This is a genomic window from Pantoea sp. AG702, from assembly GCF_003182295.1.
GTDB classification, from domain to species: Bacteria; Pseudomonadota; Gammaproteobacteria; order Enterobacterales; family Enterobacteriaceae; genus Pantoea; species Pantoea ananatis.
This window is the reverse complement of record NZ_QGTU01000003.1, coordinates 425484-447835: the sequence shown is the minus strand read 5'-3', so window position 1 is coordinate 447835 and position 22352 is coordinate 425484. Positions and strand designations below refer to the sequence as shown.

Annotated in this window: 21 protein-coding genes; 8 read left to right on the top strand and 13 right to left on the bottom strand. The window is 55.0% G+C overall.

Annotation, left to right across the window (positions count from 1 at the left end; translation table 11 throughout):
- The first annotated feature begins 105 nt into the window (after positions 1-105).
- Together DFO57_RS11665 and DFO57_RS11660 are read left to right on the top strand one after the other, a co-directional pair.
- Complete coding sequence (locus DFO57_RS11665; RefSeq protein WP_110015362.1) at positions 106-324, top strand: YgdI/YgdR family lipoprotein; 219 nt, start codon at positions 106-108, stop codon at positions 322-324.
- Between the two features lie 140 nt (positions 325-464).
- Positions 465-1505 (top strand): NADP(H)-dependent aldo-keto reductase, encoded by a 1041-nt coding sequence (locus DFO57_RS11660; protein WP_013026992.1) that lies wholly within the window; start codon positions 465-467, stop codon positions 1503-1505.
- A gap of 69 nt (positions 1506-1574) precedes the next feature.
- Here DFO57_RS11660 and lysA read toward each other — a convergent pair whose 3' ends face one another.
- On the bottom strand, positions 1575-2825 hold the full coding sequence (lysA, locus tag DFO57_RS11655) for a diaminopimelate decarboxylase (protein WP_019104749.1): 1251 nt from the start codon (positions 2823-2825) through the stop codon (positions 1575-1577).
- Positions 2826-2925: 100 nt separating this feature from the next.
- Between lysA and DFO57_RS11650 the strand changes: the two genes are divergently transcribed.
- Entirely contained in the window at positions 2926-3846 is a 921-nt protein-coding gene (locus tag DFO57_RS11650; protein WP_028715748.1) for a LysR family transcriptional regulator, read from the top strand.
- Here the strand turns inward: DFO57_RS11650 and DFO57_RS11645 are convergent.
- Positions 3843-5006: an MFS transporter gene (locus tag DFO57_RS11645; protein WP_015699602.1), complete on the bottom strand. Its 1164-nt coding sequence runs from the start codon at positions 5004-5006 to the stop codon at positions 3843-3845. The genes DFO57_RS11650 and DFO57_RS11645 overlap by 4 nt on opposite strands.
- 367 nt (positions 5007-5373) lie before the next feature.
- Here DFO57_RS11645 and DFO57_RS11640 point away from each other — a divergent pair, with 367 nt between their 5' ends.
- Positions 5374-6000, top strand: coding sequence for a hypothetical protein (locus tag DFO57_RS11640; protein ID WP_028715750.1), 627 nt, complete (start codon positions 5374-5376; stop codon positions 5998-6000).
- On the opposite strand, the gene DFO57_RS11635 is transcribed toward DFO57_RS11640, so the two are convergent.
- From DFO57_RS11635 to xerD, 6 genes are all read right to left on the bottom strand, one after another.
- Entirely contained in the window at positions 5997-6491 is a 495-nt protein-coding gene (locus DFO57_RS11635; protein ID WP_014594486.1) for a cupin domain-containing protein, read from the bottom strand. The two genes, DFO57_RS11640 and DFO57_RS11635, sit on opposite strands and share 4 nt — an antisense overlap.
- Positions 6492-6623: 132 nt before the next feature.
- Positions 6624-8144: a lysine--tRNA ligase gene (gene lysS, locus DFO57_RS11630; protein ID WP_013026998.1), complete on the bottom strand. Its 1521-nt coding sequence runs from the start codon at positions 8142-8144 to the stop codon at positions 6624-6626.
- 9 nt (positions 8145-8153) lie between these two features.
- A protein-coding gene (gene prfB, locus DFO57_RS11625; RefSeq protein ID WP_104933680.1) for a peptide chain release factor 2 occupies positions 8154-9252 on the bottom strand; the annotation gives its coding sequence in 2 pieces (ribosomal slippage) (positions 8154-9176 and positions 9178-9252; 1098 coding nt in all).
- 200 nt (positions 9253-9452) lie between these two features.
- Positions 9453-11192 carry a single-stranded-DNA-specific exonuclease RecJ gene (recJ, locus tag DFO57_RS11620; protein ID WP_013027000.1) on the bottom strand — a complete coding sequence of 580 codons (1740 nt, stop codon included), beginning with the start codon at positions 11190-11192 and terminating at the stop codon, positions 9453-9455.
- Positions 11193-11195: 3 nt separating this feature from the next.
- Positions 11196-11909: a bifunctional protein-disulfide isomerase/oxidoreductase DsbC gene (gene dsbC / locus DFO57_RS11615; protein WP_014605134.1), complete on the bottom strand. Its 714-nt coding sequence runs from the start codon at positions 11907-11909 to the stop codon at positions 11196-11198.
- A 22-nt stretch (positions 11910-11931) separates the two neighbouring features.
- Complete coding sequence (gene xerD / locus DFO57_RS11610; RefSeq protein ID WP_015699600.1) at positions 11932-12825, bottom strand: site-specific tyrosine recombinase XerD; 894 nt, start codon at positions 12823-12825, stop codon at positions 11932-11934.
- 102 nt (positions 12826-12927) lie between these two features.
- Between xerD and fldB the strand changes: the two genes are divergently transcribed.
- Positions 12928-13446: a flavodoxin FldB gene (fldB, locus tag DFO57_RS11605; RefSeq protein ID WP_013027050.1), complete on the top strand. Its 519-nt coding sequence runs from the start codon at positions 12928-12930 to the stop codon at positions 13444-13446.
- A gap of 138 nt (positions 13447-13584) precedes the next feature.
- Here the strand turns inward: fldB and DFO57_RS11600 are convergent, their stop codons facing one another.
- Complete coding sequence (locus DFO57_RS11600; protein ID WP_064374247.1) at positions 13585-13998, bottom strand: protein YgfX; 414 nt, start codon at positions 13996-13998, stop codon at positions 13585-13587.
- Positions 13973-14239, bottom strand: a complete 267-nt coding sequence (gene sdhE, locus DFO57_RS11595; RefSeq protein WP_041457788.1) for an FAD assembly factor SdhE — start codon at positions 14237-14239, stop codon at positions 13973-13975. Before sdhE ends, DFO57_RS11600 begins: the two co-directional genes overlap by 26 nt.
- A 224-nt stretch (positions 14240-14463) precedes the next feature.
- On the opposite strand from sdhE, the gene ygfZ reads away from it, so the two are divergent.
- Positions 14464-15450, top strand: coding sequence for a tRNA-modifying protein YgfZ (gene ygfZ, locus DFO57_RS11590; RefSeq protein WP_015699598.1), 987 nt, complete (start codon positions 14464-14466; stop codon positions 15448-15450).
- A 34-nt stretch (positions 15451-15484) separates the two neighbouring features.
- Here the strand turns inward: ygfZ and DFO57_RS11585 are convergent, their stop codons facing one another.
- Positions 15485-16138 (bottom strand): hemolysin III family protein, encoded by a 654-nt coding sequence (locus DFO57_RS11585; RefSeq protein ID WP_110015361.1) that lies wholly within the window; start codon positions 16136-16138, stop codon positions 15485-15487.
- A 163-nt stretch (positions 16139-16301) separates the two neighbouring features.
- Between DFO57_RS11585 and DFO57_RS11580 the strand changes: the two genes are divergently transcribed.
- The gene (locus DFO57_RS11580; RefSeq protein WP_014594495.1) at positions 16302-17021 is read left to right on the top strand and encodes a MurR/RpiR family transcriptional regulator; all 720 of its coding nucleotides are present in this window, start codon (positions 16302-16304) and stop codon (positions 17019-17021) included.
- Positions 17022-17135: 114 nt separating this feature from the next.
- Positions 17136-18563, top strand: a complete 1428-nt coding sequence (locus tag DFO57_RS11575; protein ID WP_014594496.1) for a 6-phospho-beta-glucosidase — start codon at positions 17136-17138, stop codon at positions 18561-18563.
- A 34-nt stretch (positions 18564-18597) separates the two neighbouring features.
- Here the strand turns inward: DFO57_RS11575 and DFO57_RS11570 are convergent, their stop codons facing one another.
- On the bottom strand, positions 18598-19341 hold the full coding sequence (locus DFO57_RS11570; protein ID WP_110015360.1) for an SDR family oxidoreductase: 744 nt from the start codon (positions 19339-19341) through the stop codon (positions 18598-18600).
- 61 nt (positions 19342-19402) lie between these two features.
- Positions 19403-22276 carry an aminomethyl-transferring glycine dehydrogenase gene (gene gcvP / locus DFO57_RS11565; protein ID WP_110015359.1) on the bottom strand — a complete coding sequence of 958 codons (2874 nt, stop codon included), beginning with the start codon at positions 22274-22276 and terminating at the stop codon, positions 19403-19405.
- Between the last annotated feature and the right edge of the window lie 76 nt (positions 22277-22352).

Here is a 22352-nt window from a genome sequence, read left to right as displayed (position 1 = left end):
GGCTCCGCGCCGCCCGGTTATTTTCAGATTGATACGATTAACCCAATCGGTAAAAGGATTTATTACTACACTTTTTGCAGTGGACGATTCGTGAGGATGAGCATAATGAAAGGGCTGAATAAAATTGTATTATTGGCCGTTGCTGCGGTGACATTGGGTGGATGCAGTTCCAATTATGTTATGGCAACAAAAGATGGCCGGATGATTATGACCGAAGGGAAACCGAGCATTGATAAAGAAACGGGGCTGGTGCAATACACCGATCAGTCAGGCCATACGGTGCAGATCAACAGTGACGACGTTTCTACCATTATTGAACGTTAGATGCGAAAAGTATCGGCCTGTCGCCCCTCCCCCGCGTCGGCAGGCTATTTCTCTCTGTTATCCCCCTTTCTTAGCCGCTACGCCTCGCGCTATAGTCCCTGAAGTCATATTACTTATCCCTACAGAAAAGGAAGCCGGCAATGCACTATCACCGTATCCCCCATAGCTCGCTGGAAGTGAGCCAGCTTGGATTGGGCACCATGACGTTTGGTGAGCAAAACAGCGAAGCCGACGCCCACGCTCAACTGGATTTAGCCCTCAGTTCGGGCATCAACCTGATTGATACTGCCGAGATGTATCCTGTTCCCCCGCGGCCCGAAACTCAGGGGCTGACCGAAAAATATATTGGCAGCTGGTTAAAAAAGACCGGTAGCCGGGACAAAATCGTTCTTGCCAGTAAAGTTGCCGGCCCAACGCGCGGCAACGATGCGTCGATTCGCCCTAATATGGCGCTGGATCGCAAAAATATTCGCGAGGCGCTGGATGCCAGCCTGAAACGTTTAAACACCGACTACATCGATCTGTATCAGCTTCACTGGCCGCAGCGTCAAACCAACTTCTTTGGCAAGCTGGGCTATCAGTACAGTGAGAACAGCGTCCCTGTCACGCTGTTAGAAACGCTGGAGGCTCTGGCTGAGCAGGTGCGGGCAGGTAAGATCCGCTATATCGGCGTGTCGAATGAAACGCCGTGGGGCGTCATGCGTTATCTGCAGCTGGCAGAAAAGCATGAACTGCCGCGTATCGTCTCTATTCAAAACCCCTACAGCCTGCTAAATCGCAGTTTTGAAGTGGGCCTGGCGGAAATCAGCCAGCATGAAGGCGTGGAGCTGCTGGCCTATTCCTGCCTGGCGTTTGGTACGTTGAGCGGTAAATACCTGAATGGCGCGCAGCCCGCGGGTGCACGTAATACCCTGTTTAGCCGCTTTACCCGCTACAGCGGTGAGCAGTCTCAACTGGCGGTGGCGGAATATGTGGCGCTGGCCCAAAAACATCAGCTTGATCCTTCACAAATGGCACTGGCGTTTGTTCGTCAGCAACCTTTTGTGTCCAGCACCCTGCTGGGCGCAACCACGCTGGATCAGTTAAAGATCAATATCGACAGCGCCAACGTGACGCTCAGCAATGAGGTTCTGGAAGAACTCGAAGCGATCCATCGCCGTTACACCTATCCAGCCCCCTGACGGGGACGACCAGCCGTGCGGTGGCACGGCTGGCCTGTCAGTCATCGTCTTTCAACAGGCGCAGTAGCCTCATTCCAGCGCCAGCAGATCTTCAATGCGCTGCGCGCGGCGGATTTCTCTCGGCTCGCCGTTTTCAAACAGGATCTCAGGAATCAGTGGGCGGCTGTTGTAGTTTGAGGACATCGATGCGCCGTAAGCGCCGGTGTCGTGAAACACCAGATAATCCCCGACTTTCGCGGCCGGAATAGCCCGGGTTTCCACCTTGCCACCTTCAAGCTGGGTGAAAACATCGCCCGACTCGCACAGAGGGCCTGCAACCACGCTGTCGATCGTTGCCTGTTCATCGATCGCCCGGTTATCGCCCGCCATCACAGAAATATGATGGTAGCTGCCGTACATGGAGGGGCGCATCAGATCACTGAAGCCTGCATCCACCAGCACAAAGTGACGGCTGCCCATCTCTTTTACTGCCCGAACCTGAGAGACCAGCACGCCTGACTCCGCGACCAGGAAACGGCCGGGTTCGATTTCCAGCTTCACGGCATGGCCCAGATGGTCCGCCACGCGCTGGCGTGCCGCGTCCCACAGGCCAAAATAGTGATCGGTATCGATCGCCTCTTCCCCGTAGTGATAGGGAATGGATAAACCGCCTCCGGCAGAGATAGCCTCAAGATCCTGGCCAAATTCCACGACCAAATCCACCATGGCATCGCAGACCTGCTGCAGGTGCGCATAGTCCACGCCTGAACCGATATGCATATGAATGCCGATCAGGCGCAGTCCATATTGTTCGATAGCCGCCTGAGCAGCGGGCAAATCGCTGGGCCAGATACCGTGCTTACTGTTTTCACCACCGGTATTGGTTTTTTGGCTGTGCCCGTGACCAAAGCCCGGGTTAATGCGTAGCCAGACGGCATGTCCTGGCGAAACGGCACCCAGTTGATGCAGCATATCGACGGATCCGGCGTTAACCGGCACCTTAAGCTCTGCAATCCTGGCAAGCGTAGGGTTATCCAGGACATCGGCAGTGAATACGATTTCGTCACTGTCAGGCTGAAAGCCGGCCACCAGCGCACGCTCAATTTCGCCCAGGGAAACCGAATCAACCTTAACGCCCGCAGAATGCATCAGGCGCAGAATGTGGGTGTTAGAACAGGCTTTTTGCGCAAAGCGCACCACATCAAATGCGTGGAGTTGAGCAATACGCTGTTGGATAACCTGCGCATCATAAGCCCAGAACGGGCCGCTGTACTGACGTGCCAGCGGCAGTAAATTATCGACGTTCAGGGCGGTTTCGGTGGTATTAAGTGGACGAGGCATGGGTTTCTCCTGTGGCAATAAAACCATTAAGCCAGAATCGTGCCATGCCGAAAAATATCTGTTTTAATAGCATCTATGCAAAAATGATATGGAATGATGCATGGCAAAAATCAACTGGCGGCATATCGAGATTTTTCATGCTGTTATGACCAGCGGAAACCTTACGCAGGCTGCGACCCTGCTGCAGACGTCCCAGCCTACCGTCAGCCGCGAGCTGGCGCGACTGGAACGGCAGCTGAGTCTGACGCTGTTTGAGCGCGTGCGCGGCCGCTTACAGCCTACCGTACAGGGCTTACGGCTGTTCGAAGAGGTGCAACGCTCATGGTATGGGCTGGACCGCATCATTGATGCCGCAGAGGGATTACGCCAGTTTCGCCAGGGTGAGCTCTCTATCGCCTGCCTGCCGGTTTTTTCCCAGTCACTGCTGCCGCCCGTCTGCCAGACCTTTTTGCAGCGCTACCCTGATGTCAGTCTGAACATTATTCCGCAGGAATCCCCGTTACTGGAAGAGTGGTTGTCGGCTCAGCGTTACGATCTGGGCATTACGGAAACGCAGCACGCCCCCGCCGGGACCGATCGCCAGGCGCTGCTGACCTGCGATGAAGTGTGCGTGTTACCGCAGCACCATCGCCTGGCGCAACGCGCCTTGCTGACGCCGCAGGACTTCGCCGGAGAGAACTATGTCAGCCTGTCGCGCACGGACAGCTATCGCCAGCTGCTCGACGCACTGTTTCATGAGCAAGATGTGACACGCAGGATGGTGATGGAAACCCACAGCGCGGCGTCCGTGTGCGCGATGGTGCAGGCCGGAGTGGGGATCTCCGTGGTGAATCCGCTGACGGCGCTGGATTACGCCGACAGCGGTGTGGTGATGCGCCCTTTTAGCGTCGCTGTGCCTTTTACCGTTAGCCTCGTCAGGCCGCAGCATCGGCCGGCATCCGCGCTGGTAGAGGCGTTTGTGAACCACCTGCAGCAACAGGTGGCCCGTTTTCCTGAGCAAATTGCGGACAGACTCGCTTAGGCATGCACCCGGGCCGCAGCACCGCCGGATTTGCGGAAGGTGATCAAGCAAACCATCAGTCCAACCGCCGCCAGCGCGGCGGCGGCAACAGGAACCGCGGTCAGTCCATAGCCGCGCGCAATCACCGCGCCGCCCACCCACGCGCCAAGCGCATTGCCAACGTTAAAGGCAGAAATATTCAGGGTGGAAACCAGATTAGGTGCCTCTTTACCGTGACGCACCACATTGATCTGCAGGCCGGGAACCGTGGCAAAGGTTGCCATTGCCCACAGGAACAAGGTGATCTCCGCCAGCCAGAGCGCGTGGCTGGTCCAGCTAAACAGCAGTGAGAACAGCGTAATCAGCGAAAAACTGCCTATCAGGCTCAGGGAGACTTTGCGGTCGGCCATTTTGCCCCCCAGAATATTGCCCACGGTCAGGCCCGCGCCAATCAGAAACAACGTCCAGCTCACGCCACGATCGCTGATGCCGGTAACCTGCAGCAGCAGCGGTGCTATGTAGCTAAACAGGGCAAACATGGCGGCAGCAAAACAGACCGTCATCAGTAATGACAGCCACAGTTTGCCGTTGGCCAGCGCGCTGATTTCGCTCGCCAGATCGACCGGCTTCTCATTCTTATTTCCCGGCAGGCTGGTGATTAAGGCAATGAAGGCTAGTACGCCGATAGCCGAAACGCCCCAGAATGTCGCACGCCAGCCAAACAGCTGACCAAACCAGGTTCCCAACGGCACGCCTAATACATTGGCCAGCGTCAGACCGGTAAACATCAACGCCACGGCAGAAGCCTGACGATCGGCGGAAACCAGACTGGCCGCGACCACCGATCCAATCCCAAAGAAAGCCCCGTGACAGAGGGCGGTAATCACCCGTGCCAGCATCAGCAGGTTATAGCTGTAGGCCAGAGCACACAGCAGATTGCCGATGATAAAAATTACCATCAACAGAATCAGCGTTTTTTTACGGGGCAACTTCGCCGTTAACAGCGCCATGATCGGTGCACCGATTGCTACGCCTAATGCATAGCCGCTAATTAACCAACCTGCGGACGGAATGGACACGCGCAAATCGTTTGCGACCTCCGGCAACAGACCCATGATCACAAACTCAGTGGTTCCGATAGCGAACGCACTCAGCGCCAGTGCAAGCAATGCAACAGGCATAACACTCTCCCAAAAATGATAATTACAACGAGACGGATGACGCATGCATCCTGATAAACGAGCTATAATTTATGATCTATATCACACTACGTATTACAGCATAGCTACCTGTCATCTGATACTCACATAACAACAACAATCTATTGCGTGTATGGCAATAATTGACACACGCATCAACCAGGCTTATTAAACATACAGTTAGCGAGGATGCCGCCGCGTAACACACCGGACGATGATAAAGGTTGCCAGCGAAGTAGCCGTTTTTTTGCTAATACCGATTTTAGTTATCAATAAAGTATTAGCGTTGCCGATATAGCTCTTATGAATCGCCAGATGAAATGCAGTCCAACTGACGCGGAGAGAGAAAATGCAACGGCTTATCGTTTTGATGGTAATCAGTCTTACAGGCTGCTCAGTCGGCCATTATGAATACAGTAGAGAAGCAGAGAAGCGCGTGGATATGACCGTAACAGGCATTCCCACCGTGCTGGGGCTGGGCACGCTGGGCACGACTATTCCCCTTACCCCTGACTACAGCCTCACGGCCGCCCACGTCGCAAAATATTCGCTGTACCGCGTGAAAGCCTGGCATCCTGAGTGCGATCTTGCGGTCGTGTACCACAAGAACAGCGAAGCCAACCTGCCACCGTCCTTCCGTAACAGCCATATTGGCGACAAAGTGAATCTTTACGGCTACAGCTTCATCTCTGCAATGCCCGTGAGCTCTACCGGGAAAAACCTGGTGAACACCACGCTGGCAAATGACTGGAACAAAGCGAACTGCGTTGTCGTGGCCGCCAATGCGGGCGTGGTTAAGGGCATGTCAGGGGGCGCGGTTTATAATGCATCTGACGACACGCTGGCAGGCGTGATTGTGGGTTACAGCCAGCGCATCAACGACAACCAGAGCGGAAAAACGCTGTATAAAGATGTGGCGCTCTATGTGCCCTACTCACGCTTCCAGACCTGGCTGGATAATGCTGTGAAATCTTAAGGCTTTTCGTCCGGCAGTCCGGGATGTGTGCCCATCTGCTGTTGCGGTGGGTTAAGCCACTTGTCTTCGCGCGTGGCTTCGTAGTCGCGGTTTAGCGGATAGGTAATGCGGTTCTCCGCTTTGCTGACCTCGCCGATCACCAGAAAGCGCGCGTCGGCGTCGCTGTTATTGATAAAGGTGTGACAAATGCCGGTACCGGCCGGAAACGCCACGGCCTCTCCCGGTGACAGCGGATACAATTCGCCATTGATCCACGCGTGTGGATAACCTTCCAGCACGAAGATAAACTCCTCTTCCGCACTTTCCGCATGGGGATAAGACATGCGGCGTCCGGGCGGCAACCTTTCATGATGAATGCCCAGCCGGGTTAATCCAGACAGTTTCGCCAGTGGTGTACCAATGGACATCAGCTCATCGCTATCGGAATAATGTTCGTTGTCTTCGCCTTCCAGCGCTTGCCAGTGAAGAATACAGTCAGGACGTGGCTTCATAATGGTGGCTCCAGGTTGAGATGTTCAGCCTGGCAGAGGGGACGGGATTACTCAAGCGCACATGCCGTGGCGGGTTGCAGAGCAGAAATAAAAAAGGCCGGAATCACCCGGCCTTTAACCAGCATCTGATAATTACTTTGAGCCTGGGCGCAACGCCGGGAACAGAATTACGTCGCGGATGGTGTGGCTGTTGGTAAACAGCATGACCATGCGGTCAATACCAATGCCTAAGCCTGCCGTTGGCGGTAAACCATGTTCCAGGGCGGTGACATAATCCTCGTCGTAGAACATCGCTTCATCATCGCCCGCATCTTTCGCATTCACCTGCTGCAGGAAACGCTCAGCCTGATCCTGCGCATCGTTAAGCTCAGAGAAACCGTTGCCGATTTCACGTCCGCCAATAAAGAACTCAAAGCGATCGGTGATCTCAGGATTTTCGTCGTTGCGACGGGCCAGCGGCGACACTTCAGCCGGATACTCGGTAATGAAGGTTGGCTGAATCAGATGTGCTTCAGCGGTTTCTTCAAAAATTTCGGTCACTACGCGCCCTAAGCCCCAGCTTTTCTCGACTTTGATGCCAATGGTCTGAGCAATCGCCACCGCTTTGTCGAAATCGTCAAGATCGGCCAGATCGGTTTCCGGACGGTACTTCTTGATCGCTTCACGCATGGTGAGTTTTTCAAACGGCTTACCAAAATCGAATTCCTGCTCACCGTAAGGCACAACCGTGCTGCCCAGGATATCCTGCGCCAGCGTACGGAACAGGCTTTCGGTCAGTTCAATCAGATCTTTGTAATCCGCATAAGCCATATAGAGTTCCATCATGGTGAACTCTGGGTTGTGACGAGGCGAAATCCCCTCGTTGCGGAAGTTACGGTTGATCTCGAACACGCGATCGAAACCGCCCACCACCAGGCGTTTCAGATACAGCTCTGGCGCAATACGCAGATACATATCGATATCCAGCGCGTTGTGATGCGTGATAAACGGACGCGCTGAAGCACCGCCCGGGATCACCTGCATCATTGGCGTTTCCACCTCCATAAAATCGCGTCCAACCATGAACTGACGAATGCCGGCCATGATCTGTGAACGGATTTTGAAGGTGTTGCGTGATTCATCGTTGGCGATCAGATCAAGATAGCGCTGACGATAGCGCGTTTCCTGATCGGCCAGACCGTGAAATTTGTCTGGCAGCGGGCGCAGGGCTTTCGTTAACAAGCGCAGCTCTGAGCAGTGAATCGACAATTCGCCGGTTTTGGTTTTGAACAGCTTACCGCGTGCGCCGAGGATATCGCCCAGGTCCCACTTTTTGAATTGCTCGTTGTAGATACCTTCAGCCAGATCGTCACGTGCCACGTACAGCTGAATGCGGCCGCCCACGTCCTGCAGGGTAATGAAAGACGCCTTGCCCATGATACGGCGCGTCATCATACGGCCAGCCACGCTGACCTCAATGCCTAAATCTTCCAGCTCTTCGTTACTCTTCTCGTCATAGCTGGCATGCAGCCGATCGGAGGTGGTATCACGACGAAAATCGTTAGGAAACGCCACGCCGTTTTCACGCAGCACGCTCAGCTTCTCGCGACGCGTTTTCAGTTCGTTATTTAACTCAAGTGCGACGTCAGCGCTCTGCGGTTGTTGTTCAGACATGTCGGTTCCTTATAGCCCTGCTTTTAAACTTGCTTCAATGAAACGGTCCAGATCGCCATCCAGCACCGCCTGCGTGTTGCGCGTTTCCACGCCGGTACGCAGATCTTTAATACGTGAGTCGTCCAGAACATAAGAACGGATCTGGCTGCCCCAGCCAATGTCAGACTTGTTGTCTTCCAGCATCTGCTTCTCGGCATTTTTTTTCTGCATTTCAAGCTCGTACAGCTTCGCCTTCATCTGCTTCATCGCCTGATCTTTGTTTTTGTGCTGAGAGCGATCGTTTTGACACTGGGTGACCGTACCGGTTGGAACGTGGGTAATACGCACCGCCGATTCCGTACGGTTAACGTGCTGACCACCTGCACCAGAGGCGCGGTACACGTCAATACGCAGGTCAGCCGGGTTGATGTCGATATCAATATCGTCATCCACTTCCGGATAGATAAAGGCTGAACTGAAGGAGGTATGGCGGCGACCACCGGAGTCAAATGGACTCTTACGTACCAGACGATGTACGCCGGTTTCGGTGCGGAGCCAGCCAAACGCGTAATCGCCAGACACGCGAATCGTCACCGACTTAATGCCCGCGACTTCACCTTCTGACTCTTCAATAATTTCTGTTTTGAACCCTTTGGCTTCTGCCCAACGCAGATACATGCGCATCAGCATGCTGGCCCAGTCCTGCGCTTCTGTTCCACCAGAACCGGCCTGCAGATCGATGTAACAGTCGGCGCTGTCGTACTCGCCAGAGAACATACGGCGGAACTCTAGCTCGCCGAGCTTGCCTTCCAGCGCGTCCAGCTCGGCGACCGCTTCGTTGAAGGTTTCTTCGTCATCGGCTTCTACCGCCAGATCAAGCAGCCCCTGCACATCTTCCAGCCCCTGGCTCATCTGATCGAACGTATCCACGATGGCTTCCAGGGAGGAGCGTTCTTTGCCCAGTGCCTGAGCGCGTTCAGGCTCGTTCCAGACGTCGGGCTGTTCCAGCTCGGCGTTTACTTCCTCAAGGCGTTCTTTCTTAGCATCGTAGTCAAAGATACCCCCGAAGAACGTCGCTGCGTTCGCTGAGGTCCTGAATACGGTATTTGACCGGGTTGATTTCAAACATGTGTTTAGCGTCTTTTTTACGTTCGATGGAATAAGAAATTTAACCTGCGAGTTTACCCGAAACCGACGGCGGTTTGTAGCGTTGAGAAAATGCGCAGAGGTTAATCTTTCGTTGAGCCAGCTGGACTGGCTCTGCCGACGCGGGCGTGGCAAGGTTAAACTGGCAACGGCGGGAATGTGAGGCCCCGCCGTCACCGCTGGCTAACTGAGCGGCCAGAGATGTTCAATGATCAGCTGGACGGAGCGATTGCCGCGATACTCATTGATATCAAGCCGATAGGCCAGTTCGACCTGGCGCACGCTGCTGTCAGGCCACAACGTGGTATCCACGTTGAACGCGATACCGTCGATCAGCGGTCCGCCCTCCAGAGGTTCAACCATGACCTTCAGGTGACGTTCACCAACGAGGCGCTGCTGCAGTAGCCTGAACCGGCCGTCGAAAGCGGGCTCAGGGAAAGACTGGCCCCATGGGCCGGCATCACGCAGTACTTCCGCCGTCTGAAGAGAAAATTCAGCGGGCTGCAGGGCACCGTCCGACCAGATGACGCCCTGCAACGCTTCGCCGGCCAGCCATTCGCCCACCAGGTCCGCAAAACGCTGACGAAACTCGTCGTAGCGGGCCTCTTCGAGCGACAGTCCGGCGGCCATCGCGTGACCACCAAACTTCTGCATCAGGCCAGGATGCAACGTATCAAGACGCTCCAGCGCATCGCGCAGATGCAGACCGGCAATCGATCGTCCCGATCCCTTCAGCATGCCATCACCGGCCGGTGCGAAGGCAATAACCGGGCGATGAAAACGCTCTTTCAGGCGGGAAGCCAGAATCCCGACCACGCCCTGATGCCACTCAGGATGATAAAAGGCCAGCCCCAGCGGCAGATCGGTTTGCTCGTTCTCCAGCTTTTGGCATAACGCCAGTGCCTCGCTCTGCATCCCCTGCTCAATCTCTTTGCGCATCTGGTTAAGCGCATCCAGTTCACTGGCTAACATGCGCGACTGGCTGAGATCGTCGGTCAGTAACAGCGCCACCCCGACAGACATATCGTCCAGCCGACCGGCAGCGTTAAGCCGGGGCCCCAGGGCAAAACCCAGGTCGCTGGCGGCCAGCTGTCGGGCATCGCGGTTGGCGATTTCCAGCAGGGCCTTGATGCCCGGACGGCACTTTCCGGCCCGAATACGACTCAGGCCCTGCCACACTAAAATGCGGTTGTTGGCATCCAGCGGCACCACATCTGCCACCGTGCCCAACGCCACCAGATCGAGCAGGTCGGCCAGATTGGGTTCCGACCGCGTGACGCCAAACCAGCCCTGAGTGCGCAAATGGGCGCGCAGGGCCATCATCAGATAGAAAGCGACGCCCACGCCCGCCAGCGAACGAGAGGGGAAATGACAGTCAGGCAGGTTGGGATTAACGATAGCATCGGCGTCAGGCAGCGTTTCGCCCGGTAAGTGGTGGTCGGTCACCAACACCGCAATGCCGTGCTGATGAGCAAGCGCCACACCCGCATGGGACGAAATGCCGTTATCGACGGTCAGAATCATCTCTGCACCGCGCGCGCGGGCCTGCTCAACCACTTCCGGACTCAGGCCGTAGCCATCTTCGAAACGATTGGGCACCAGGTACTGCACGTTGCTGCATCCCATGCTGCGCAGCGCCAGCACCGTCAGGGCGGTACTGGTGGCACCGTCAGCGTCGAAATCCCCGACGACCATAATGCAGCGGCCATCCAGCAGCGCCTGATGAAGCAGGTTAACGGCCTTGTCTATGCCGCTCAGTGCACTGAAAGGGAGCAGGTTTTTCGCGCCCCTTTCGAGCTCGGCGGCGTTGGTGACGCCACGTTGCAGATAAAGCCGACGCAGGAGCGGCGGTAAATCTGCCGGTAGCCCCGGCAAATCGGCTACCGCTTCACGGCGACGTAACTCAACTTCGTGCTTTACCACGCCTTAACCACCACGCTTTTGATTATCCAGTACCTGCTTGAGCTCCTGTGGACTTTGATAGCCGGGGATCATCATGCCACTTTCAGTCAGAATCGCCGGCGTGCCCTGGATACCAAACAGTACGCCAAGCTGGTACTGCTTGCCGATATCAATCGTGCAGGAGGCTGGCGCATCCATCTTCGGCACATCGCCTTTCATCGCCTCATCAAAGGCTTTATTGCGATCGGCGCTGCACCACACGGCCTTCATGGCGCTGGCAACTTTGCCGTTCATGCCTTCACGTGGGAAAGCCAGATAGCGAACGGTGATGCCCAGCGCGTTGTAGTCAGCCATTTGTTCGTGCAGTTTGTGGCAGTAGCCACAGGTGATATCCGTAAACACTGTCACCACATGCTGCTCTTTGGGCGCTTTATACACGATCATTTCCGGAACCAGCGCCTCAACTTTTTTATCCAGTAGCGCGTTCGTCACGTTGACCGGCTGAGCACCGCTGACATCGTAAAGCGGTCCCTGGATCATGTGTTTACCATCATCGGTAACGTACAGCACGCCGCTTTCGGTGAGCACGGTTTTAAAACCCGGCAGCGGTGCAGGTTGGATCTCAGCCTGGTGCAAACCCAGTTTCTTCAGGGAAAGCTGAATGGCGCTGTCATCAGCGTGGGTCAAACCGGAAAAAGCGCTGGCCAGCAGCGCCAGCATGGCAACATGTTTGTTCATTGTTTTCCTTACTCTCCGCCAGCTATGCGCGCGGATGATGCTGTTGATGTAACAGTCGCAGACGTTCCGTGGCGACATGCGTATAAATCTGCGTCGTTGAGAGGTCGCTGTGCCCCAGTAACATCTGTACGACACGTAGGTCAGCCCCATGGTTCAGCAAATGCGTGGCGAAAGCATGGCGCAACACGTGGGGAGAAAGCTTTTCGCTATCAATGCCCGCCAGCAGGGCGTAATGCTTGATACGATGCCAGAAGGTTTGCCGCGTCATCTGCTGGGCACGGTTACTGGGGAAAAACACGTCCAGCGTCTGCCCATTGAGCAACCACGGCCGCCCGTGCTCCATATAGTATTCCAGCCAGTGAACCGCCTCTTCACCTAATGGCACCAGCCGCTCTTTATTGCCTTTACCGATCACGCGCACCACGCCCTGGCGCAGGCTGACGTCATTCAGGGTCAGTCCCACCAGTTCCGAAACCCGTAAGCCGGTGGCATATAACAATTCCAGCATGGCTTTATCGCGCAGTTCAAGCGGCACGTTGACATCGGGTGCCTGCAGCAGGCGATCCACCTGCGCCTCGCTCAGATCTTTTGGCAACCGCTGGGGCAGTTTGGGCGCGGCCAGCATCGCGCTGGGATCGTCAGTGCGCATCTTTTCGCGGTACAAATACTGAAACAGACGGCGCATGGCGCTGAGCAGGCGTGCAGAGCTGGAGGCTTTATAGCCGCCTTCCAGTCTCTCCGCGAGAAACTGTTGCAGATCGGGCGCGCTCAGGGTTGTCAGCGTTAAGCCGTGATGCGCCAGCCAGCCGGTGAGAGTTTGCAGATCCTGCCGATAGGAGGACAGGGTATTTTGCGCCAGATTGCGCTCGATCCACAGCGCATCAAGAAACTGTTCTGTCAGTTCACTATCTTGCACGTTTTCCCCACCGTTCAGTATGAAATCGTGCTCATTATGCCTGATTCAACCCTGCTTCTGATACAATTACGCCAAAGTCAGGATTAACAGAGCACTATCTGCATGAAAATTGGTCTTTTTTACGGTTCCAGTACCTGTTACACCGAAATCGTAGCGGAGAAAATTCGGGATTTTATTGGCGACGAGCTGGTGACGTTGCACAACGTGAAAGATGACGATCCGCGTCTGATGGAAGACTATGATCTGTTGATTTTGGGGATTCCCACCTGGGACTTTGGCGAGCTGCAGGAGGACTGGGAGGCTATCTGGCCCCAGTTGCCGACGCTCAATTTGCGCAACAAGATCGTGGCGCTGTACGGCATGGGCGACCAGATTGGCTACGGTGAGTGGTTTCTGGATGCTTTAGGCATGCTACATGAACTGCTCCAGCCGATGGGGGTGCAGTTTGTGGGCTACTGGCCGCTGGACGGCTATGACTTTACCAGCCCCAAACCGCTGAGTGCCGACGGCAAGCAATTTGTCGGACTGGCGCTGGATGACGTCAATCAGTTTGAAGCCACGGATGAGCGCGTTGAGCAGTGGTGCGAGCAGATTCTGACGGAAACCGCCGAGCGGCTTTAAGCCGCGCGCTAAAACGCAATCCTGAAATCCTGGTAAAGGACGCGCCGTCGATACGACTGTATTTGGAAAGCCTGACCTGGAAAAGCGTGTTCTGAAATCGGCACGCTTTCTCGTGATGCGCTGTTCCGGGCACGCTATTTAGCGCGTTGCGGTTTCGCTGAAACAGCATGACCGCAAGGCGCGCCACGCCTCTGGCTGCATGTTGTCCTGCATCAGCCAGAGCCGTAAGATCTTGCCCTTGCGGTTTCGTGCGACCAGCAACACCGCGCCAGGCAACCAGTACAACGGCTGCTGCGTTTGCCAGTCTTCTCCCTGCCAGTGCCAGTCACGATTGCTGTCGCGCCGTAACCGTCCATGCCGTTGACGCAAGCGGCGATCCTGTTTCCATCCTTCCCACAGCACCACCACGACCAGCCCGGGCTTTATCATCCACTCTGCCGCAGGCAGTTCCATGATGCCAACGCCTGCTATCGTTACTGACAGCGTCAGTGCGAGGATCAGGCGTGCGCGCAAAGAGGGATGAAGTTTACATTGCCACCGGACCGCGTTCACGATTACGCTGCTGAATCAGATTCACCATGCGTTTCAGCTCGGGATCGGCAGGCTCACCGTGGTTCATCATCCAGTTGAAAAGATCGGGATCGTCACTTTTCAGCAGTGCGATAAACACCTGCTTATCGGTATCATTTAACGTGTCATATTCGTACTTAAAGAACGGCATAATAGCGACATCCAGTTCCAGCATGCCACGACGGCAGGCCCATTGAACGCGCGATTTATTATGAATATCCATGCATTCGTTTCCACATTTCACATCGTGGCAGCTAGTGTACCCTGGATTACTGCTGGCTGCAGGTTCACAAACCGACCCTGTGCAACGCGCCGCAGACTCAGGCTTTTTTTACACATCGGCACGCGTTTTGTGCGCCCTCTTTAGTAAACAGGTTGCATTGCCAGTGTGCTCTTTTACCATTGAAGACATTGTTTCGGATGAACCTTCAGACTCAGGATTTATCGATGCCAACATTTACGCTTCCCCCACGCCAACCTGCGGCCTCATCACGTCTGCCGCTCACGTTAATGTCTCTGGATGCCTGGGCACTGGTTGCCGTGGTCGGCCCTGACAGCACGTCCTATTTACAAGGCCAGTTGACCCTGGATGTGGCGGCACTGGATGCCTCTCATCACCTGCCTGCCGCCCACTGTGACGCCAAGGGCAAGATGTGGAGCAACCTGCGCCTGTTTCATCGCGCTGAGGGTTATGCCTATTTAGTGCGTCGTGAGTTGCGAGACACTCAGCTGCCGGAGTTAAAAAAATACGCCGTATTTTCTAAAGTTACCCTGACCGCAGATGACGATGTCGCACTGCTGGGCGTGGCAGGTTTCCAGGCCCGTGCGGCGCTGGCCAATGTTTTTGACACGCTGCCTGACAGCACCACCCCGGTGGTACAGCAGGGCGACACCACGCTGCTGTGGTTTGCCCATCCAGCAGAACGCTTTCTGCTGGTCACGTCGCCCGCCCAGGCCGATGCCCTGAAGCAGACGCTGGCAGACGATGCGCAGTTCAATGACAGCACCCAGTGGCTGGCCCTGGACATCGAAGCCGGAATTCCGGTTATTGACGCAGCCACCAGCGCGCAGTTTATTCCCCAGGCCGCAAACATGCAGGCGCTGGACGCGATTAGCTTTAAAAAGGGCTGCTATACCGGCCAGGAGATGGTGGCCAGAGCCAAATACCGGGGCGCGAATAAACGGGCGCTCTACTGGCTGTCAGGACAAGCCAGCCACCTGCCCGCCGCCAACGATTCCCTGGAGCTGCAGATGGGCGAGCGCTGGCGTCGCACGGGCACCGTTCTTGCTGCGGTGCAACTGGACGACGGCGTCATCTGGGTGCAGGTGGTCATGAACAACGATCTGGAGCCGGACAGCGTATTACGGGTTGAAGGCGATGAAGGCGGTAAGCTGATGATTCAGCCCTTGCCTTACTCGCTGGAAGAAAGCTGAGTTCAGGGGCGGGACCACGTCCCGCCCTGTGACGTTACATAACGTAGAAGTAGATGGCGCAGAAATGGCAAACACAACCGCCTAAAACAAACGCGTGCCATATAGCATGGTTAAACGGCACCCGACGCGCGACGTAAAAAATCACGCCCAGGGAATAGATAATGCCCCCCGACGCCAGCAGCCAGATGCCCCCCGCCGACAGTTTCATCGCCAGCTGATAGACCACAATCAGCGACAACCATCCCATGCAGAGATAGGTCACCAGCGACAGTGCCTTAAAGCGTTCGGCAATCGTCAGCTTAAAAATAATGCCCAACAGTGCCAGGCCCCATATTACCGCCATCAGCCCATAGGCGAGAGGCGACTGCAGACCAACCATCAGAAACGGCGTGTAGGTGCCAGCAATTAACAGGTAGATTGCGCAGTGATCCACTTTTTTCAGTACGCGCTTCGCACGTGGGTGGCTGACGGCGTGGTAAAGCGTTGAGGCCAGAAACAGCAGAATCATACTGCCGCCATAGAGGCTGGAGCTGACAATGGCGGTCAGCCCGGCATTCATGACCGATGCCTTATCGAGCAGCAGCATTAACCCTACAATGCCGAACAGACAACCCAGTCCATGACTAATACTGTTGGCAATTTCCTCTGCCAATGGATAACCCTGCGTCGGCAAACTTTTGTAACTCATAACATTCCTGCCTGAAAGTGATAGCAACTGCAGATTTATCGTCCAACAGATTACCCAGAAAAACTTTCAGTGTACAAGTGTAAGCTTAAAATAATTATTGCGGTCACCTCCCCTTCGAATTCTGTTAAAATGCGGGCCAGTTAATTGCCGGGTGAGCTTTTCCATGTTCTCGCATCACGATCTTGCTACCCTGAACGATCTTGAAATGCAGGTTTATCAGTACATTATCAAACATCGTGACAGCGTCAGTTACATGACCATTCGCGAGCTGGCTGAACAGGCTGCGGTATCGACCACAACGGTATTACGCTTCTGTCGCAAGATGCAGTGTGAAGGATGGTCAGAATTCCGTATCCGACTGCGTCTGGCCAGGGAACAAACCGCGCCTGCGCTGCCTGTCTCCGGCATCGCAGATATGCTGAGTTTTTTTAAAAGCATCAATAATGATGAGTTTGAGCAGGTCATCCATCGGGCTGTGGGGATGATTAATCAGGCTGAGCGGGTGTTTTTTATTGGTGTCGGCACATCGGGCAGCTTGGGGAAATACGGGGCACGTTTTTTTTCGAACGTAGGCAAATTCAGCCACGCGATCGACGATCCCTATTATCCGATCAGTCCGAGTTTATATGAAAATGCCCTGGCCATTATTCTTTCTGTCTCCGGCGAAACGGAAGAGGTGCTGCGCATCGCCAGTCAGTTCAACCTGAATCAGTGTAAAATCATCGCCATTACGAATAGTGAAACCTGCTCGCTGGCCAAAATGAGCGACTTTACGGTGTCCTATCATGTACCGGTGATACGCATGCCCGACCAGAGCGATATTACGACCCAGGTGCCTGTCATGTATATTATCGAGTCACTGGGTCGGCAACTGGGTAAATAAAACAAAGCGTTTTTTAGCTGTAACAAATCCCTTTTTCGCGGTGGTGTTATAGCGTGACATTATTAAGTGCTTTGCTACACTCACCCCAATTTAATCCTCAGGGGAGAGTGCATAATGAGCTTACCAAAAACGTTTCTGTGGGGCGGCGCGGTCGCGGCTCATCAGGTAGAGGGCGGCTGGGATCAGGGCGGTAAGGGCATCAGTATTGCTGATGTACTGACCGGCGGCGCTCATGGCGTTGACCGCGTCATCACCGACGGCGTCCAGCCAGGAAAATTCTATCCAAATCATCAGGCTGTTGAATTTTATTCTCATTACAAACAGGATATCGCGCTGTTTGCTGAGATGGGATTTAAATGCTTCCGTACCTCAATTGCCTGGACCCGTATTTTCCCTAACGGCGATGAACCGCAACCCAATGAAGCCGGCCTGCAATTCTATGACGACCTGTTTGATGAATTGCTTAAATACGGTATTGAGCCGGTTATTACTCTCTCCCATTTTGAAATGCCCTATCACCTGGTAAAAGAATACGGTGGCTGGCACAATCGTAAGGTTGTCGATTTCTTTGTGCGCTTTAGTGAAGTTGTGCTGAAGCGTTATAAGAATAAAGTGAAATACTGGATGACCTTTAACGAAATTAACAACCAGCGTAACTGGCAATATCCGCTGTTTGGTTACTGCTGCTCAGGCGTTATTTTCACGGAACATGAAAAACCTGAACAGGCGATGTATCAGGTCATGCATCATCAGTTTGTTGCCAGCGCCAAAGTCGTGAAGCTGGGCCACGAGATCAACCCGGAGTTTAAGATTGGCTGCATGATCGCCATGGTGCCGGTTTACCCCTTCTCCTGCCATCCGGATGACGTCATGCTCGCTCAGGAAGCGATGCATCAACGCTATGTCTTTAGCGACGTGCAGATGCGCGGTTACTACCCGGCTTACGCCCTGAAAGAGTGGGCGCGCAAAGGCTATCATATCGACATGGAGCCTGAAGACGCTGAAACCCTGCGCAATGGCTGTGCCGATTATGTGGGCTTCAGTTATTACATGAGTACAGCCGTTCAGACCCGCGCCAGTGGCGTTGATGATCCTATTACCGGCTTCGAAGGCACGGTGAAAAATCCGCACGTTAAAGCCTCAGACTGGGGCTGGCAGATCGATCCTGTTGGTCTGCGGTATGTTCTTAATGATGTGTATGAACGCTATCAGAAACCCCTGTTTATTGTTGAAAACGGTTTTGGCGCCATCGACAAACCGAATGCGCAGGGCGTGATAGAGGATGATTACCGCATTGATTATCTGGCCGCGCATATTGAAGAGATGAAAAAAGCCGTCATTCATGACGGGGTGGATCTCATGGGGTACACGCCCTGGGGCTGTATCGACTGCGTGTCTTTCACTACCGGTCAGTACAACAAGCGTTACGGTTTTATTCACGTGAATAAAAACGATGACGGCAGCGGAGACTTCTCGCGCTCCAGGAAAAAGAGTTTTGCCTGGTATCAACAGGTCATCGCCAGCAATGGTGAAAAGCTGTAAGTCGTTTGCCGCAGCGCCCTGCTGCGGCATCATTCTAGCGCCCGCCGGCAGCATCGATAATGCTGCCCGTAATGTAAGAAGCGGCATCGCTGGCTAACCAGACAACGGCTTCTGCGATTTCTTCGGCATAGCCGCCGCGCCCCATTGGTATGCCGCTGGCAAGCCTGTCTACCCTGCCGGGTTCTCCGCCGTCAGCATGAATCTCGGTGTAGATCATCCCCGGACGTACGCCATTGACCCGAATTCCCTGCTGGGCCACTTCCAGCGACAGGCCTTTGGTCATCGTGTCCATTGCGCCTTTCGATGCCGCATAGTCGACATATTCGTTTGGCGACCCCGTACGGGCAGCTGCAGAGGAGACATTGACGATGCTGCCGCCCTGACCGCCATGATGGGTGCCCATGCGCCGGACGGCTTCACGACAGCAAAGAAATGCGCCAAGCACGTTGGTGGCAAAAACCTGCTGAATACGTGAGGCATCCAGTTGCTCAAGGCGACATTGTTGGAACAGAATGCCGGCGTTATTCACCAGCAGCGTGAGCGGCAGATCTTCCTGATCCAGCCGTTGAAACAGCGACATCACCTGTGTTTCATCGCTGATATCGGCCTGAACGCTAAAGGCCTCACCGCCGTTACGTACAATCTCATCTACAACCTGATGGGCTTCACTGGCACGTGAACGGAAATTGACCGCCACCCGGTAGCCTCGGGATGCCAGTAAGAGGGACGTCGCGCGACCAATGCCGCGACTGCCGCCGGTAACGAGTGCGAGCTGCATACAAACCTCCATAAAAAAAGGGCCGAAAATCGGCCCTCATAACTAAACGCGTTAAGCTGACTTACGCATAATCGCTCATCGGGACACACGAACAGAACAGGTTACGATCGCCAAAGACATCGTCCAGGCGCTTCACCGTTGGCCAGTATTTATTGTGGCTGCCAGCAGGGAACACGGCCAGTTCACGGCTGTAGGAATGAGACCATTCTCCGATGACTTCCATTTGTGTATGAGGCGCGTTAACCAGCGGGTTATCCTCAAGTGACCACTCACCCGTTTCCACCCGGCCGATTTCCATGCGAATCGCCAGCATGGCATCAATAAAGCGGTCCAGTTCAATTTTGCCTTCTGATTCTGTCGGTTCGACCATGAGTGTTCCGGCGACCGGAAACGACATGGTGGGCGCATGGAAACCGTAGTCGATGAGGCGTTTCGCGATATCCAGTTCACTGATACCGGTTTGCTCTTTTAACGGACGAATATCAAGAATACATTCGTGCGCTACGCGGCCGTCGCGCCCTGCATACAGGATGGGATAGGCCGATTTTAGCCGGCTGGCAATATAGTTAGCGTTAAGGATCGCGACCGAACTGGCCTGCTTCAGCCCTTCTGCCCCCATCATACGGATATACATCCAGCTGATAGGCAAAATAGACGCGCTGCCAAATGGCGCAGCGGAAACTGCGCCCTGCTGCGTCAGCATGCCGTCAATTTGTACAACGCTGTGGCCCGGCACAAACGGGGCCAGATGGGCTTTTACGCCGATCGGTCCCATTCCCGGCCCACCTCCGCCGTGCGGGATGCAGAAGGTTTTATGCAGGTTAAGGTGCGAAACGTCTGCGCCGATGTAGCCCGGCGTGGTAATGCCTACCTGCGCGTTCATGTTGGCGCCATCAAGATAAACCTGGCCGCCGAACTGATGCACAATCTGGCACACCTCGCGAATAGTTTCCTCGTAAACGCCGTGGGTAGACGGATAGGTCACCATAATGCATGACAGCTTATCGCCAGCCTGAGCCGCTTTTTCACGCAGGTCGCCCAGATCGATGTTGCCCTGCTTGTCACAGGCGACCACCACGACATCCATGCCCGCCATCTGAGCCGAAGCCGGATTAGTACCGTGCGCCGAGCTGGGGATCAGGCAGAGATGCCGTTCACCCTCACCGCGGCTTTCGTGATAACGACGAATCGCTAACAGACCGGCATATTCACCCTGCGCACCCGAGTTAGGCTGCATGCAGAGTGCATCGTAACCAGTCAGTTGAACCAGCCACTGTGAAAGCTGCCCAATCATTTGCAGGTAGCCGCCAGCCTGTTCAGCCGGGCAGAACGGGTGCAGTTCGGCAAATTCAGGCCAGGTGATCGGGATCATCTCGGCGGCGGCATTGAGTTTCATGGTGCAGGAACCCAACGGAATCATGGCCTGATTCAGCGCCAGATCTTTTTTCTCCAGGCTGTGCATATAGCGCATCATCTCAGTTTCGCTGTGATGACGGTTAAACACCGGATGCGTCAGAATCTCGCTTTCACGCTGCTGCGCGGCCGGAATGGACGGGTTGTCGGCCTTAACCAGGCTGTCGAGCCGATCGATATCCTGACCGTGCTCATCCCCCAGCAAAATAGCGAACAGCGTAGCGATGTCTTCACGGCGCGTGGTTTCATCCAGCGTGATACCGACGGCATTGAGAATGTCGCTACGCAGGTTCACACCGAAGCTCAGCGCACGGTTGAGTACGCCCGCTTTATCCGCAACCTCTACCGTTAGTGTGTCAAACCAATGGCTATGACGCAGTTTAAGCCCGCCACGCTGCAGTCCGGCAGCCAGAATATCGGTAAAGCGGTGGATACGCGACGCAATACGTTTCAGCCCGACCGGCCCGTGGAACACGGCATACAGCCCGGCGATATTGGCCAGCAGCACCTGAGAAGTACAGATATTGGAGTTCGCTTTTTCGCGACGGATATGCTGCTCACGGGTTTGCATCGCCATGCGCAAGGCGGTGTTGCCTGCGGCATCGCGGGAAACGCCGATAATGCGGCCAGGCATTGAACGCTTATGTTCGTCGCGGCTGGCGAAGAAGGCAGCATGCGGGCCACCATAACCCATTGGCACACCAAAGCGTTGGGCCGAACCGAACACGATATCCGCGCCTTGTTTGCCCGGAGATGTCAGCAGCACCAGCGCCATAAAGTCGGCAGCGACGCTGACAACCACCTTGCGTGCTTTCAGCTCGCTAATCAGGTGGGTGTAGTCGTGTACTTCTCCCGTAGTGCCCACCTGCTGTAGCAGCACACCAAACAGGTTTTCGTGGTCCAGTGCTTTGGCCGGGTTGTCGATAATCAGTTCAAAGCCAAAGGTTTCGGCACGGGTACGCACGACGTCCAGCGTTTGCGGATGAATATCGTCAGCGATAAAGAACCGGGTCGCGTTTTTCAGTTTGCTGATGCGTTTTGACATCGCCATCGCTTCTGCGGCGGCGGTCGCTTCATCCAGCAGAGAAGCGGAGGCAATGTCCATGCCGGTCAAATCGATCGTAACCTGCTGGAAGTTAAGCAGGGCCTCAAGCCGTCCCTGCGACACTTCTGGCTGATACGGCGTATACGCCGTGTACCAGCCGGGGTTCTCCAGCATATTTCGCAAAATCACCGGCGGCGTAATCACCGCGCTGTATCCCATGCCGATCCAGGATTTATAAAGCAGGTTTTGCCCGGCAATGGCCTTCAACTCAGCCAGCGCCTGTTGTTCAGTTGCGGCATCGCCCACCGCTGGCGGGCCTGGCAACTGAATGTCGGCGGGAACGATAGAACCAATCAACGACGCCAGAGAGCTGGCACCGATCGCCTCCAGCATGACGGCCTGTTGTTCTGGCGACGGACCAATATGGCGCTCAATGAAGGCACCGTTGTGTTCAAGCTGGCTGAGAGTCTGAGTCATGAGCTGTAAATCCTGAATCGGGCTGGGGAACAGAGAATGCAAGTCAGATATCTGCGGCCTCAGTTTGAGGCCGCAC

Bases quoted from the DNA above. Each gene is read 5' to 3' on its own strand.
- DFO57_RS11665 (WP_110015362.1), top strand. From the start codon at position 106: ATGAAAGGGCTGAATAAAATTGTATTATTGGCCGTTGCTGCGGTGACA.
- DFO57_RS11660 (WP_013026992.1), top strand. From the start codon at position 465: ATGCACTATCACCGTATCCCCCATAGCTCGCTGGAAGTGAGCCAGCTT.
- lysA (WP_019104749.1), bottom strand. From the start codon at position 2,825: ATGCCTCGTCCACTTAATACCACCGAAACCGCCCTGAACGTCGATAAT.
- DFO57_RS11650 (WP_028715748.1), top strand. From the start codon at position 2,926: ATGGCAAAAATCAACTGGCGGCATATCGAGATTTTTCATGCTGTTATG.
- DFO57_RS11645 (WP_015699602.1), bottom strand. From the start codon at position 5,006: ATGCCTGTTGCATTGCTTGCACTGGCGCTGAGTGCGTTCGCTATCGGA.
- DFO57_RS11640 (WP_028715750.1), top strand. From the start codon at position 5,374: ATGCAACGGCTTATCGTTTTGATGGTAATCAGTCTTACAGGCTGCTCA.
- DFO57_RS11635 (WP_014594486.1), bottom strand. From the start codon at position 6,491: ATGAAGCCACGTCCTGACTGTATTCTTCACTGGCAAGCGCTGGAAGGC.
- lysS (WP_013026998.1), bottom strand. From the start codon at position 8,144: ATGTCTGAACAACAACCGCAGAGCGCTGACGTCGCACTTGAGTTAAAT.
- dsbC (WP_014605134.1), bottom strand. From the start codon at position 11,909: ATGAACAAACATGTTGCCATGCTGGCGCTGCTGGCCAGCGCTTTTTCC.
- fldB (WP_013027050.1), top strand. From the start codon at position 12,928: ATGAAAATTGGTCTTTTTTACGGTTCCAGTACCTGTTACACCGAAATC.
- sdhE (WP_041457788.1), bottom strand. From the start codon at position 14,239: ATGGATATTCATAATAAATCGCGCGTTCAATGGGCCTGCCGTCGTGGC.
- ygfZ (WP_015699598.1), top strand. From the start codon at position 14,464: ATGCCAACATTTACGCTTCCCCCACGCCAACCTGCGGCCTCATCACGT.
- DFO57_RS11585 (WP_110015361.1), bottom strand. From the start codon at position 16,138: ATGAGTTACAAAAGTTTGCCGACGCAGGGTTATCCATTGGCAGAGGAA.
- DFO57_RS11580 (WP_014594495.1), top strand. From the start codon at position 16,302: ATGTTCTCGCATCACGATCTTGCTACCCTGAACGATCTTGAAATGCAG.
- DFO57_RS11575 (WP_014594496.1), top strand. From the start codon at position 17,136: ATGAGCTTACCAAAAACGTTTCTGTGGGGCGGCGCGGTCGCGGCTCAT.
- DFO57_RS11570 (WP_110015360.1), bottom strand. From the start codon at position 19,341: ATGCAGCTCGCACTCGTTACCGGCGGCAGTCGCGGCATTGGTCGCGCG.
- gcvP (WP_110015359.1), bottom strand. From the start codon at position 22,276: ATGACTCAGACTCTCAGCCAGCTTGAACACAACGGTGCCTTCATTGAG.